The following is a 13,259-nucleotide window of genomic DNA, read 5'->3' as shown; positions in this document are numbered from 1 at the left end:
ACACTCCGCCTTCGCGAGCAGGCTCGCTCCCACATTGGATTCTCAGTGATTGTTGGTCAGCGAACCACGCCTTCTTCAATGAGAAGTTTGAGGATCGCTTCAGCCCCAGCTTGCGCCGTAACGCCCTTGAGCACTTGTCCCCCTCCGCCACTGGCTTTCGCCGTTGCGGCTTTCATGCGATCGGCGCCGCTCTTGGCCTTGATCACTTTCAGGCGTTTTGGCCGAGGTTTGGCCGGTTGCAGGGTGGCGACTGCCAGCAGTTCATCATCGACGACTTCCACCTCATCGGCCTGCAACACCCCGCGCCGGGCCGGGCCGTAGGCGCTCTGCCGTGGCTTGGGTGCGGCGTTATCCACCGTCGCCAGAAACGGCAAGCGCACCTTCAGCCGGCGACGCTGGCCACGGGGCAAGGCTTGCAGCACCAGCGCCGAACCGCCGTCGATGGATTCGACCTGCGCCAGCCCCACCACCAGCGGCCAGCCCAGGCCTTCGGCCAACAGGAACGGCAGCATCCCCGAGCCTTCGCCGGTTTCCGCCTGGCTGCCGGTCAGCACTACCTGGGCCCCGGCGTCGCGCAGATACGCCGTCAAGGCTGGCAAAGCGTCGGCCCCCTGGGGTTGTTCCAGCACGTGCAGTTGTTCCAGGCCCATGCCCAGATAAGCGCGCAGCGCAGGCTCAGCCACGTCGCCGGCATGCAGCACCTGCAAGTTATCCCCAGCCAGTTGCAGACCCAATTCCACCGCCCGCGCATCCTGTTCCGCGCGACGCGGACGACCGGAGGTCGGGTGGGCGCCGATGGACACCAGGCTGATGATTTTCGTGCTCATAACCCTTTCCTTCCCTTAAGCCGCATCGCGCTTGGCGTCGTTGCGGTAGGCCTCTACCGCCGCGATCAAGGCTCGAAGAATCTCGGCGCTCTCGCCGATCACCGACAGGTCGGCCCGTTTGATCATGTCGCAGCCAGGATCGAGGTTGATCGCCACCACCTTGTCGCAGGCACCGATGCCTTGCAGGTGCTGGATCGCCCCGGAAATCCCCACCGCCACGTAAACCCGTGCAGTGACCCAGGTCCCGGACGCGCCGACCTGACGGTCGCGGGCCATGAAGCCGTCGTCCACTGCCACCCGGGAGGCACCTTCGGTAGCCCCCAGCGCCGCAGCGGTCTGGTGGAACAGATCCCAGTCCTTGACCCCGTTGCCGCCGGAGAAGATGAATTCGGCTTCGGCCATGGGAATCGCCGCCGGGTCCACCGCCACCGCGCCCAGATCCTCGATGCGCGACAAACTGCGCGCGATGGTTGTGGATAACTCCACCGGCAAAGCTTCGTGACGGGTTTCGCTGACCGGTTCGGCGCATTCGACGGCGGCCAGAATCAGGCGAGCGACCGGACGTGCCAGGTCTTGCAAACCGGCACCAGCACGGCCGATGCACTCCTGATCCTTGACCTGCCAGATCCGCGTGGCCGGGCGTTCGCCCAATGCGGCGGCAAAGCGTCGACCCAACTCACCGCCACCGCTGCGGCTATCCGGTAGCAACCAGTGGCGCGGATTGAACTGGTTATCCACAGCCCGCAGGCCCTGGACTCGTTGTTCCGGTGCATAACCGCTGAACTCGTCGCCTTCGAGCACCAGCAAGCGATCGACGCCAGCGGTGGCAAAGGCGCTTTCCTTGTGTTCGCCGAAGACCACCGCCAGGACCGCGCCGTCCTTGCCGGCCAGTTGATGGGCCAGGCCCAGCAGATCTCGGTCGTGGCTGCTCAAACGGCCGCCGACCATGTCCGGCACCACGCAGATGTAGAACGCCGGCGCAGGCACTTGATGCAATGGCAATTGCACTTCAACGGCGGCCGAGCGTTTCGTCGTCCCGCCCTGTTGCGCGCCACTGCGGTCGATGCGCTTGATCCCGTTGGGGCCGATAAAACCGATGCCATGGGGATTCTTGCGGATGACGCCGTTCGGCCCCATCCAGCTATGTTGCGTCGGTTGCATGGCCGCGTGCAGCGGGTGCAGGCGGTTACGGGCGATCCATTCGGCGCGGGGATCGCGGCGGATAATGTCGCTCATCAGTGCACCTCCGCAGGTTCACGTTTGGCCGGGGTGGACGACTTTGGGGCTTCGTCCTCCAGCAGCGCGTCAGCCACCAGTTCGGCGATGTCCTTGATCAGCGGCCGGGGTTCGACCACGCCTTCGAGCATCGCGGTGCACTGTGGACAACCCACGGCCACCAGTTCGGCGCCCGTCTCGCGGATGTCTTCCATGCGCATGTCGGGAATCCGTTGCTTGCCCGGAATGTCGGTGATCGGCGCACCGCCACCGCCGCCGCAGCAGCGCGAGCGGAAACCGGAGCGTTGCATTTCCTTGACCTCGATCCCGAGGGCACGCAGCACCTCGCGCGGCGCCTCGTATTCGCCGTTGTAGCGGCCGAGGTAGCACGGGTCGTGATAGGTCACGCTGTTGCCTTTGTGCTGGCCGAGATTGAGCGCGCCAGCGCCGATGATTTCGGCCATGTAGGTGCTGTGGTGCTGCACCAGGTAGTTGCCGTCGAAGGCGCCGTATTCGTTTTTCAGCACGTGGAAGCTGTGCGGATCGCAGGTCACGATGCGGTTGAAGCTGTATTTGGCCAGGGTCTGGATGTTGCGCTTGGCCAACAGCTGGAAGGTCGCTTCGTCGCCCAGGCGGCGGGCCACGTCACCGCTGTCGCGCTCTTCGAGGCCGAGCACGGCGAAGTCGATTTTCGCTGCTTTGAGCACTTTGACGAAGGCACGCAAGGTGCGCTGGTTGCGCATGTCGAACGCACCGTCGCCGACCCAGAACAGTACGTCGGTGGACTTCTTCTCGCTCATCAGATTGAGGTTCAAGTCCGCCGCCCAGTTCATCCGCCCGCCCGGCGCAAAGCCGCCCGGGTTGTCGGTGGCGATCAGGTTTTCCAGGACTTCGGCGCCCTTGTTCGGGGTCGCGCCTTTTTCCAGGGTCAGATGGCGACGCATGTCGACGATGGCATCGACGTGCTCGATCATCATCGGGCATTCCTCGACGCAAGCGCGGCAGGTGGTGCAGGACCACAGGGTTTCGGCATCCACCAGACCGTTGACGATCGGTTGATGCGGGTTGCCGGCGTGCTCACCAATCGCCTTGCCTGGATAAGGGCTACCGGCGAACTTGGCATCGGTGCCACCGGCCAGGCCGACGACCATGTCCTGAATCAGTTTTTTCGGGTTCAGCGGCTGACCGGCGGCGAACGCCGGGCACGCGGCCTCGCATTTACCGCACTGCACGCAGGCGTCGAAACCGAGCAGCTGGTTCCAGGTGAAATCCTTGGGTTTTTCCACGCCCAGCGGCGCAGACGGATCTTCCAGATCCAGCGGCTTCAAACCGGTGGAGCGACCGCCGCCAAAGCGTTCGGCGCGACGGTGCCAGGCCAGGTGCAGGGCACCGGCGAAGGCGTGCTTCATCGGCCCGCCCCAGGTCATGCCGAAGAACAGTTCCGACACGCCCCACAGCACGCCGATCCCCAGGATCACGGCCAGCACCCAGCCGCCGAAGTTTTCCGGCAGGATGCCCGCCACCGGCAGGGTCACCAGGAAGAACGACACCGAGAACGCCATCAGGCTTTTCGGCAAGCGCATCCACGGGCCTTTCGACAGGCGCGCAGGTGGGTTACGCCGACGCAGGTAGACAAAGACTGCGCCGACGAACATCACCGCCGACATCAACAGCAGCGCATAACCGAGGATCCGGTTATGCAGGCCGAAACCATGCACCAGAATCGCCAGCACGATGGACGCTACCGCGCCGCCGGCCGTGGCGACGTGGGTGTTGGCAATGTATTTGTCCCGCGCCACCACGTGGTGCAGGTCGACCATGTAGCGCTTGGGCATGGCGAACAGGCCGCCGATCAGATCGACCTTCGAGGCCCGGCCCCGACGCCACATGGCCACCCGCCGCAACGCGCCCAGAACCGCGAGGCCCAGGGCAGCGAACAACAGGATTGGAAGAAGGGTGTTTAACATGGTGAAGCTCCCACCAGTACAACTTGGAGAATCTCGGTCGGCGACGTCTGTGGGAGCGAGCCTGCTCGCGAAAGCGGTGGGTCAGTCGACATCGATGTCGGCAGACAGATTGCATTCGCGAGCAGGCTCGCTCCCACAGGGTTTACTGCAAGCCGTTAGAAGTCCTTGCACAGCCGCAACGCGTCGTAGATCGCCGCGTGCACGTTGCGCTGGGCCACGCAGTCGCCGATGCGGAACAGCAGGTAGCCGTCGCCGCTCTGTTCCAGGCATGGCTGCGGTTTGATCGCGAACAAGGCTTCGACGTCGATCTGGCCTTTGTTGCGCGAACCTTCCTTCAGCGCGTAGTAGATTTCTTCGTCCGGGCGCACGCCGTTTTCCACGACCACCTGGTCCACCACCCGCTCTTCCTTGGCACCGGTGTATTCGTTTTCCAGCACCGCCACCAGCTTGTCGCCTTCGCGGTAGACCTTCTCCAGCATCATGTCGCCGGTCATGATCACTTCTTTGGGGTACATGCTGCGGTAGTAAGTCGGGAACGACGTACCGCCGATCGCCACGCCGGGCTTGATGTCGTCGGTGACGATCTCGACCTGGCTGCCCTTGTCAGCGATGAAGTCCGCCGTCGACATACCGGTGAATTCGCAAATGGTGTCGTACACCAGCACGTTCTTGCCCGGTGCCACCTTGCCATCGAGGATGTCCCAGCTGCTGACCACCAGGCCTTCCGCCGCGCCCCAGTGCTCGTTCTGCTCGATGAACGGATGGCCGCCGACGGCGAGTACCACCACATCCGGACGCAGGTCCATGATGGTCGGTGCATCCGCCGCAGTGCCCAGGCGCAGGTCGACTTTCAACCGTGCCAACTCCAGCTGATACCAGCGGGTGATGCCGGCGATCTGGTCACGTTGCGGCGCTTTCGACGCCGTGGTGATCTGCCCGCCGATGAATTCCTTTTTCTCGAACAGGGTCACGTCGTGACCACGCTCGGCGGCCACACGGGCGGCTTCCATCCCGGCAGGGCCGGCCCCGACCACCACCACCTTGCGTTTCACGCCGGTGGTCTTTTCGATGATGTGCGGCAGGCCCATGTATTCACGGGAGGTCGCCGCGTTCTGGATGCACAACACATCCAGGCCTTGATACTGACGGTCGATGCAGTAGTTGGCGCCGACGCATTGCTTGATCTGATCGACCTGGCCCATCTTGATTTTGGCAATCAGGTGCGGGTCGGCGATGTGCGCGCGGGTCATGCCGACCATGTCGACGTAACCGCCCTCCAGGATACGGGTGGCCTGGTTCGGGTCCTTGATGTTCTGCGCGTGCAGCACCGGAACCTTGACCACTTCCTTGATGCCGGCGGCCAGGTGCAGGAACGGCTCCGGCGGGTAACTCATGTTCGGAATCACGTTGGCCAGGGTGTTGTGGGTGTCGCAACCCGAGCCCACGACGCCGATGAAATCGAGCATGCCGGTGTCGTCGTAATACTTGGCGATCTGCTTCATGTCCTCGTGGGACAGGCCGTCCGGGTGGAATTCGTCGCCGCAGATGCGCATGCCCACGCAGAAATCGTCACCGACTTCGGCGCGCACGGCTTTCAAGACTTCCAGGCCGAACTTCATGCGGCCTTCGAAAGTACCGCCCCATTCGTCGGTACGCTTGTTGACCCGCGGGCTCCAGAACTGGTCGATCATGTGCTGGTGCACGGCCGACAGTTCGACACCGTCCAGGCCACCGGCCTTGGCGCGGCGTGCCGCTTGCGCGTAGTTGCCGATCACCCGCCAGATTTCTTCCGGCTCGATGGTTTTGCAGGTGGCGCGGTGCACCGGCTCGCGCACGCCCGACGGCGACATCAGCGTCGGCCAGTTGAAGCCGTCCCAACGGGAGCGACGGCCCATGTGGGTAATTTGAATCATGATCTTGGCGCCGTGCTTGTGCATGGCGTCGGCCAGATTCTGGAAGTGCGGGATGATGCGGTCGGTGGACAGGTTCACCGAACTCCACCATTCCTGCGGGCTGTCGATGGCGACGACGGACGAACCGCCGCAGATCGCCAGGCCGATCCCGCCCTTGGCCTTCTCTTCGTAATACTTGACGTACCGGTCGGTGGTCATGCCGCCGTCGGTCGCGTAGACCTCGGCATGCGCGGTGCTGAGCACGCGGTTACGGATGGTCAGTTTGCCGATCTGGATCGGCTGGAACATTGCTTCGAAAGCCATGGCGGGTTCCTCGACTTACAACGGCTTGACGATGAACAAGCCGTCTTCGTGGCCCTCTTCGGAGCCACCGTAGACTTGCTCGGCCACGGTGCGGATCTTGCTGCCGCGAGCGGCGAGGATCTGGTCCATCGCGCCGGCAAACCAGCCAGTGAACATGTAGTCGACCTTGCGCCCGACCTTGCCGTACACGTAGACGAATGCCGAGTGTTCGAGCTTGACACTGCAGGTGCCTTTATCCAGGTCGATGTCCTGGATCTTGAACAGGCCCCAGCCGCGCTGCGACAGGCGCTTCATGTAGTGCTCGAACACCGCGACGCCTTCCAGGCCGTGGCATTCGGCTTCTTTTTCACACCAGTGCCAGGCGGACTTGTAGCCGGCCTTGTAGAGGATCTCGGCGTAGGCTTCGGCGCCCAGCACTTCCTCGATGCCCATGTGGTTGTTGACGAAGAAATGACGCGGTACGTACAGCATCGGCAAGGCGTCGGAGGTCCAGACACCGGTTTCGCTGTCGACTTCGATAGGCAATTGCGGGGCGATCTTGGCCATGGAAACTTAACTCCAGAAAAATTTTGGTGTTGCCCCCGGCACGGACGGCCGGGGGAAAGGATTCAGGGGTGCGGCGGCTTATTCGCCCCAGACGTCTTTCAGGACGTTGACCCAGTTCTCGCCCATGATCTTGCGCACCACGCGCTCGGAGTGGCCGCGCTTGAGCAGGGTTTCCGTCAGGTTCGGGAACTCGCCCACGGTGCGGATGCCCAGCGGGTTGATGATCTTGCCGAAGCTGGTCAGACGACGGGCGTAGCCCTTGTCGTGGGTCAGGTACTCGAAGAAGTCCTGGCCGTGACCCTGGGTGAAGTCGGTGCCGATGCCGATGGCGTCTTCGCCGACGATGTTCAGGGTGTATTCGATGGCTTCGGCGTAGTCGTCGATGGTCGAATCGATGCCCTTGGCCAGGAACGGCGCGAACATGGTCACGCCGACGAAACCGCCGTGATCGGCAATGAACTTCAGCTCTTCATCGGACTTGTTGCGCGGGTGCTCTTTGAGGCCCGACGGCAGGCAGTGGGAGTAGCAGACCGGCTTTTTCGATTCGAGGATGACTTCTTCGGAAGTCTTGGAGCCGACGTGGGACAGGTCGCACATCACACCGACACGGTTCATCTCGGCGACGATTTCACGACCGAAGCCCGACAGGCCGCCATCACGCTCGTAGCAACCGGTGCCGACCAGGTTCTGGGTGTTGTAGCACATCTGCACGATACCGACGCCGAGCTGCTTGAACACCTCGACATAGCCGATCTGGTCTTCGAAAGCGTGGGCATTCTGGAAGCCGAAGAGGATGCCGGTCTTGCCCTGCTCCTTGGCCTTGCGGATGTCGGCGGTGGTGCGCACCGGAATCACCAGGTCGCTGTTCTCGCGGATCAGTTTCTGGCTGGCGGCGATGTTGTTGACGGTGGCCTGGAAGCCCTCCCACACCGACACGGTGCAGTTGGCTGCGGTCAGACCGCCCTTGCGCATGTCTTCGAACAGTTCACGGTTCCACTTGGCAATAATCAGCCCGTCGATAACGATGCTGTCGGCGTGCAATTCGGCTGGGCTCATCAGGCTGTCCCCTTATTAGCGATTCATGCGCCGAATCGTCTGCCGGCGCTTTGGGGCCAGCATATGCCTGAGGGCCTTGGCGACCCGGTGCAAAAACGACAGGGGAATTGCCGAAAGCGTCAATCCGCGACAAAGGGTCGTCACAGGGCACGATTCGCGACCTGTTCAAGGTCGCCGGCATGGGCCAGAATTCGCCGCAACCTCAGAATGCTTCACTGGACGAGAGCACGACGTACATGAAATCGATCATCCTGGCACTGGCCCTGATTGCGACCGGCGTACACGCAGCGGAAGAAGCCGACGACAACCCCTGCGACAAAGTCGAAAACGACGTCCAGACCCTGGAGTGCTCGGCCTTCAGCAAAACCACCGCTGAAGACCTGTTGAGCGAAAACTACAAAAACCTGAACGAGCGCCTGCAGTCGCTCTATGGCAAGAACGCGACGCAATTGGCCGACATCACCGCCAAGCTCAAGGCATCCCAGCAACAATGGCTGAAAACCCGCGACGCCGACTGCGCCGTCGAAGCCTTCCCCGCTACGGCCGGCAGCAAGGCGTTCACCATTGCGCAAAATGATTGCGTGGCGCGGGTGAGTGACGAGCGGTCGGAGTTTTTGGAGTCGATTGGGCAGGAGTAAATACAAACTTCAGTCAATTGAGCTGTAGGCTGCGCTCCTCCAACTAAAAGGGATTCTCCATGAAAGTCTGCGGCATCGAAATCAAAGGCAGCGAAGCAATCATTGCCGTGGCCGCTCTCGACGGCCATGCGTTGAATCACGTCTCGCTCGCTACCAAAAAAATCGCCCTGGACGATGACGACGAAGCCGCCAACGTCAAAGTCTTTGCCGCCCAGGTTGCGTCGTTTGTCCGCGAGAATTCGATAGATCGAATCGCGATCAAGAAACGCAGCAAGAAAGGCGAATTCGCGGGTGGGCCGACCACGTTCAAGATCGAAGGGGTTTTCCAGTTGCTGGAGAATTGCGAGGTGACATTGTTATCGCCGCAGACCATCAACGCGCAGGCCAAGAAGCACAACTTTGAACTGCCGGCGACGCTGAACAAATATCAGCATGAGGCGTACAAGGCTGCCTGCTCGGCGTTACTGAAAAAGTAACCGATCTTCCAGACAAAGCAGCGCCACTGTGGGAGCGAGCCTGCTCGCGAAAGCGGTGTATCGGCCGGCACATGGGCCAACTGACAGATTGCATTCGCGAGCAGGCTCGCTCCCACAGGGTTCTCGGGGGTCAGGCCTTCGCGGTCCGCCGATCCTCCCGTGGGCAGCGCTCATATTTCGCCCGATAGCTGCGGGTGAAATACGAGGGCGACTCAAACCCGCAAGCAATACTCACTTCCAACACACTCATATCGGTCTGGCGCAGCAGCTGCCGGGCCTTTTCCAGCCTTAGGCGCAGGTAGAAATTGCTCGGCGTGTCATTCAGATGCAGGCGAAACAACCGCTCTAGCTGTCGGCGCGTCACTTTGATCGATTCCGCCAGTTCCAGGGTGCTCAGCGGCGGCTCGCTGTGCTGTTCCATCTCTCCGATAACGTGAACAAGTTTCTTGTTGCTGATGCCGTAGCGCGTAGCGACCTCCATGCGCTGGTGGTCTTTGCGCGGGCGGATGCGGCCGAGCACGAACTGTTCGCTGACCTGGATCGCCAGTTCCGGGCCGTGGGCCTGGGCAATCAAATCCAGCATTAAGTCGATCGACGCAGTGCCGCCCGCGCTGGTGATGCGTCGACGGTCAATCTCGAACAGCTCCTGGGTGACGCTGAGCTGCGGATAGGATTCCTTGAAGGCGTCGATGGCTTCCCAGTGCAGGGTCAGGCGATGGCCATCGAGCAGGCCGGCTTCGGCGAGGATAAAGCTGCCGGTGTCGATGGCGCCGAGAGTCACGCCTTCGTTGTCCAGGCGACGCAGCCAATGTTCCAGGGCCGGGGTGGCGAACTTCAACGGCTCGAAGCCGGCGACCACCAATAAGGTCGCGCCCTTTTTCAGCGGCTCCAGCGCCGCATCGGCGTTGACCGACATGCCGTTACTGGCCAGCACCGCCCCGCCATCGGCACTCAGCACGTGCCAGCGATAGAGCTCGCCGCGAAAGCGATTGGCGACCCGCAACGGCTCGATGGCCGAGATAAATCCAATGGCCGAGAAACCCGGCATCAACAAGAAATAGAAATCCTGGGACATGGAGCGCACTCGGTTGACGGGTAGCGTGTGGACGTTGATACGCCACTTGCCACCGGCATTCAAGTGGGCAGGTCGCTGCAGTGCAAGAGTCGGTCGCCGCAGTGCGTTTTTATGGGGACACAGCTGCGTAACGTGACATCACCGGCGCACAAAGACGACCGGACCCACAATAACGAACTGCCGAGGAATCCTGAGATGAAACGACTGATCAGCAGCTGTGTTCTTGCACTCAGCGGTACCGCTTTGCTGAGCGCCAGTGTCATGGCCGCCGAACCTGCGTCGTGCCAGAACGTGCGCATGGGCGTAGTGAACTGGACCGACGTTATCGCTACCAGTGCCATGACCCAGGTATTGCTCGACGGCCTCGGCTACAGCACCAAACAAACCAGCGCCTCCCAGCAAATCATATTCGCCGGGATCCGCGATCAGCGCCTGGACCTGTTCCTGGGTTACTGGAACCCGCTGATGACCCAGACCATCACCCCGTTCGTCGACGCCAATCAGGTCAAGGTGCTTGAAGCGCCAAGCCTCAAGGACGCTCGCGCCACCCTCGCCGTGCCGACCTACCTCGCCGACAAGGGCCTGAAAACCTTCGCCGACATCGCCAAGTTCGAAAAAGAACTGGGCGGCAAGATCTACGGTATCGAGCCTGGCTCGGGTGCCAACACCCAGATCAAGGCGATGATCGCCAAGAACCAGTTCGGCCTGGGCAAGTTCCAGCTGGTCGAGTCCAGCGAGGCCGGCATGCTCGCGGCGGTGGATCGTGCCGTGCGCCGCAAGGAAGCCGTGGTGTTCTTCGGCTGGGCACCACACCCGATGAACGTCAACGTGCAGATGACCTACCTCACCGGCAGCGAAGACGCGCTGGGCCCGAACGAAGGCATGGCCACGGTCTGGACCGTGACCGCGCCGACCTACGCCGAGCAGTGCCCGAACATCGGCAAACTGCTGAGCAACCTGACCTTCACCGCCGAAGACGAGAGCCGGATGATGCAGCCACTGCTGGATCACAAGGACGCCTTCGAATCGGCCAGGCAATGGCTGAAAGATCACCCGCAAGACAAGCAGCGCTGGCTCGAAGGCGTGACCACCTTCGACGGCAAGCCTGCGGCTGAAAACCTCAAGCTGACCAGCAAATAGCTCCCCCCGGAAACACACCTGAACTGAACCTCCGATTCGCAGCCCGACCGGGCTGCGAACGGGACCACCACGCCTGTAAGGAACCGCCAAATGAACCACGACGTCATCATCACCTGCGCACTCACCGGTGCTGGCGACACGACCGCCAAGAGCCCACACGTGCCGGTCACCCCGAAACAAATCGCCGCTGCCGCCGTGGAAGCCGCCAAGGCCGGCGCCACCGTGGTTCACTGCCACGTTCGCGATCCGCAAACCGGCAAGTTCAGCCGTGACGTGGCGCTGTACCGCGAAGTGATGGAGCGCATCCGTGAAGCCGACGTCGACATCATCGTCAACCTCACCGCCGGCATGGGCGGCGACCTGGAAATCGGTGCCGGCGAGAACCCGATGGAGTTCGGCCCGAACACCGACCTGGTCGGTCCGCTGACCCGCCTGGCCCACGTCGAAGAACTGCTGCCGGAAATCTGCACCCTCGATTGCGGCACCCTGAACTTCGGCGACGGCGACACCATTTACGTGTCCACCCCGGCCCAGCTGCGTGCTGGCGCCAAACGCATTCAAGAGCTGGGCGTGAAGGCCGAGCTGGAAATCTTCGACACCGGTCACCTGTGGTTCGCCAAGCAGATGATCAAGGAAGGCCTGCTGGACAACCCGCTGTTCCAGCTCTGCCTGGGCATCCCGTGGGGCGCCCCGGCGGACACCACCACCATGAAAGCCATGGTCGACAACCTGCCGGCCGACGCGGTCTGGGCCGGTTTCGGCATCGGCCGCATGCAAATGCCGATGGCCGCACAGGCGGTATTGCTCGGCGGCAACGTGCGGGTTGGCCTGGAAGACAACCTGTGGCTGGACAAGGGCGTGCTGGCGACCAACGGCCAACTGGTCGAACGCGCCGGCGAAATCCTCAGCCGCCTCGGCGCCCGGGTGCTCACCCCGGCTGAAGGCCGCAAGAAAATGGGCCTGAAGCAGCGCGGTTAATCACTACTCATTCTTTACCCCTGTGGGAGCGAGCCTGCTCGCGAAGAGGCCGTCACATCCGACATTTCAGTCGACTGACACACCGCTTTCGCGAGCAGGCTCGCTCCCACAAGGGCATCACCGAACTCTTTAGGACGTAGCCATGAGCTTTATCACCGAAATCAAAACCTTCGCAGCCCTGGGCAGCGGTGTCATCGGCAGCGGTTGGGTGTCCCGCGCCCTCGCCCACGGCCTCGACGTGGTGGCCTGGGACCCGGCGCCCGGTGCCGAAGCCGCCCTGCGCAAACGCGTCGCCAATGCCTGGGGCGCCCTGGAGAAACAAGGCCTGGCGCCCGGCGCCTCGCAAGATCGCCTGCGCTTTGTCGCCACCATCGAAGAGTGCGTGCGCGACGCCGATTTCATCCAGGAAAGCGCCCCCGAACGTCTTGAGCTGAAACTCGAGCTGCACAGCAAAATCAGCGCTGCCGCCAAGCCCAATGCCTTGATCGGCTCCAGCACCTCGGGACTGTTGCCGAGCGAGTTTTACGAGAGCTCGACGCACCCGGAACGCTGCGTGGTCGGGCACCCGTTCAACCCGGTTTACCTGCTGCCATTGGTGGAAGTGGTCGGCGGCAAGAACACCGCCCCCGAAGCCGTGCAAGCGGCCATGAAAGTCTACGAATCCCTCGGCATGCGCCCCTTGCATGTGCGCAAGGAAGTGCCGGGATTCATCGCCGACCGCTTGCTCGAAGCGTTGTGGCGCGAGGCGCTGCACCTGGTCAACGATGGCGTGGCGACCACCGGCGAGATCGACGATGCAATTCGCTTTGGCGCCGGTCTGCGCTGGTCGTTCATGGGTACTTTCCTGACCTACACCTTGGCCGGTGGCGATGCAGGCATGCGTCACTTCATGGCACAGTTCGGCCCGGCGCTACAGTTGCCGTGGACCTACCTGCCTGCGCCTGAGCTGACTGACAAACTGATCGACGATGTGGTGGACGGCACCAGCGATCAGTTGGGCAAACACAGCATTTCGGCGCTGGAACGCTATCGTGATGACTGCCTGCTGGCGGTGCTGGAGGCGGTGAAGACCACCAAAGAGAAACATGGGATGGCCTTCAGCGAGTAATCACCCAGCAGGACTGG

Annotated in this window: 12 protein-coding genes; 5 read left to right on the top strand and 7 right to left on the bottom strand. The window is 62.3% G+C overall.

Features of this window, described 5'->3' with window-relative positions:
* Nucleotides 1–56: 56 nt before the first annotated feature.
* The 6 genes from HNQ83_RS02470 to HNQ83_RS02445 form a co-directional block, all read right to left on the bottom strand.
* On the bottom strand, nucleotides 57–827 hold the full coding sequence (locus HNQ83_RS02470) for an electron transfer flavoprotein subunit beta (RefSeq protein WP_175387500.1): 771 nt from the start codon (nucleotides 825–827) through the stop codon (nucleotides 57–59).
* A gap of 15 nt (nucleotides 828–842) precedes the next feature.
* Nucleotides 843–2,063, bottom strand: coding sequence for an electron transfer flavoprotein subunit alpha/FixB family protein (locus HNQ83_RS02465; RefSeq protein WP_175387499.1), 1,221 nt, complete (start codon nucleotides 2,061–2,063; stop codon nucleotides 843–845).
* Nucleotides 2,063–4,009, bottom strand: a complete 1,947-nt coding sequence (gene dgcB / locus HNQ83_RS02460; RefSeq protein ID WP_175387498.1) for a dimethylglycine demethylation protein DgcB — start codon at nucleotides 4,007–4,009, stop codon at nucleotides 2,063–2,065. The genes HNQ83_RS02465 and dgcB overlap by 1 nt, the downstream gene beginning before the upstream one ends.
* Before the next feature lie 155 nt (nucleotides 4,010–4,164).
* Nucleotides 4,165–6,225 (bottom strand): dimethylglycine demethylation protein DgcA, encoded by a 2,061-nt coding sequence (dgcA, locus tag HNQ83_RS02455; protein ID WP_175387497.1) that lies wholly within the window; start codon nucleotides 6,223–6,225, stop codon nucleotides 4,165–4,167.
* A 15-nt stretch (nucleotides 6,226–6,240) separates the two neighbouring features.
* Complete coding sequence (locus HNQ83_RS02450) at nucleotides 6,241–6,771, bottom strand: DUF5943 domain-containing protein (protein WP_008019495.1); 531 nt, start codon at nucleotides 6,769–6,771, stop codon at nucleotides 6,241–6,243.
* A 78-nt stretch (nucleotides 6,772–6,849) separates the two neighbouring features.
* Nucleotides 6,850–7,827 carry a dipeptidase gene (locus HNQ83_RS02445; RefSeq protein ID WP_175387496.1) on the bottom strand — a complete coding sequence of 326 codons (978 nt, stop codon included), beginning with the start codon at nucleotides 7,825–7,827 and terminating at the stop codon, nucleotides 6,850–6,852.
* Nucleotides 7,828–8,063: 236 nt separating this feature from the next.
* Between HNQ83_RS02445 and HNQ83_RS02440 the strand changes: the two genes are divergently transcribed.
* Together HNQ83_RS02440 and HNQ83_RS02435 are read left to right on the top strand one after the other, a co-directional pair.
* Nucleotides 8,064–8,465: a lysozyme inhibitor LprI family protein gene (locus tag HNQ83_RS02440; protein WP_175387616.1), complete on the top strand. Its 402-nt coding sequence runs from the start codon at nucleotides 8,064–8,066 to the stop codon at nucleotides 8,463–8,465.
* A 59-nt stretch (nucleotides 8,466–8,524) separates the two neighbouring features.
* Nucleotides 8,525–8,941: a DUF3010 family protein gene (locus HNQ83_RS02435; RefSeq protein ID WP_175387495.1), complete on the top strand. Its 417-nt coding sequence runs from the start codon at nucleotides 8,525–8,527 to the stop codon at nucleotides 8,939–8,941.
* 130 nt (nucleotides 8,942–9,071) lie between these two features.
* On the opposite strand, the gene HNQ83_RS02430 is transcribed toward HNQ83_RS02435, so the two are convergent.
* Nucleotides 9,072–10,016, bottom strand: coding sequence for a GlxA family transcriptional regulator (locus HNQ83_RS02430; RefSeq protein ID WP_085716447.1), 945 nt, complete (start codon nucleotides 10,014–10,016; stop codon nucleotides 9,072–9,074).
* Between the two features lie 195 nt (nucleotides 10,017–10,211).
* Here HNQ83_RS02430 and HNQ83_RS02425 point away from each other — a divergent pair, with 195 nt between their 5' ends.
* The 3 genes from HNQ83_RS02425 to HNQ83_RS02415 all read left to right on the top strand — a co-directional run bounded on the left by HNQ83_RS02425 (nucleotide 10,212) and on the right by HNQ83_RS02415 (nucleotide 13,242).
* Entirely contained in the window at nucleotides 10,212–11,156 is a 945-nt protein-coding gene (locus HNQ83_RS02425) for a choline ABC transporter substrate-binding protein (RefSeq protein ID WP_175387494.1), read from the top strand.
* 90 nt (nucleotides 11,157–11,246) lie between these two features.
* On the top strand, nucleotides 11,247–12,134 hold the full coding sequence (locus HNQ83_RS02420) for a 3-keto-5-aminohexanoate cleavage protein (RefSeq protein ID WP_095195952.1): 888 nt from the start codon (nucleotides 11,247–11,249) through the stop codon (nucleotides 12,132–12,134).
* 142 nt (nucleotides 12,135–12,276) lie between these two features.
* The gene (locus tag HNQ83_RS02415) at nucleotides 12,277–13,242 is read left to right on the top strand and encodes an L-carnitine dehydrogenase (RefSeq protein ID WP_007985952.1); all 966 of its coding nucleotides are present in this window, start codon (nucleotides 12,277–12,279) and stop codon (nucleotides 13,240–13,242) included.
* Nucleotides 13,243–13,259 lie beyond the last annotated feature (17 nt).

It is taken from the genome of Pseudomonas sp. C2B4, assembly GCF_013359695.1.
GTDB lineage: Bacteria > Pseudomonadota > Gammaproteobacteria > Pseudomonadales > Pseudomonadaceae > Aquipseudomonas.
Note: the sequence above shows the minus strand (reverse complement) of the source record. Positions and strands in the feature narration are given on the sequence as shown.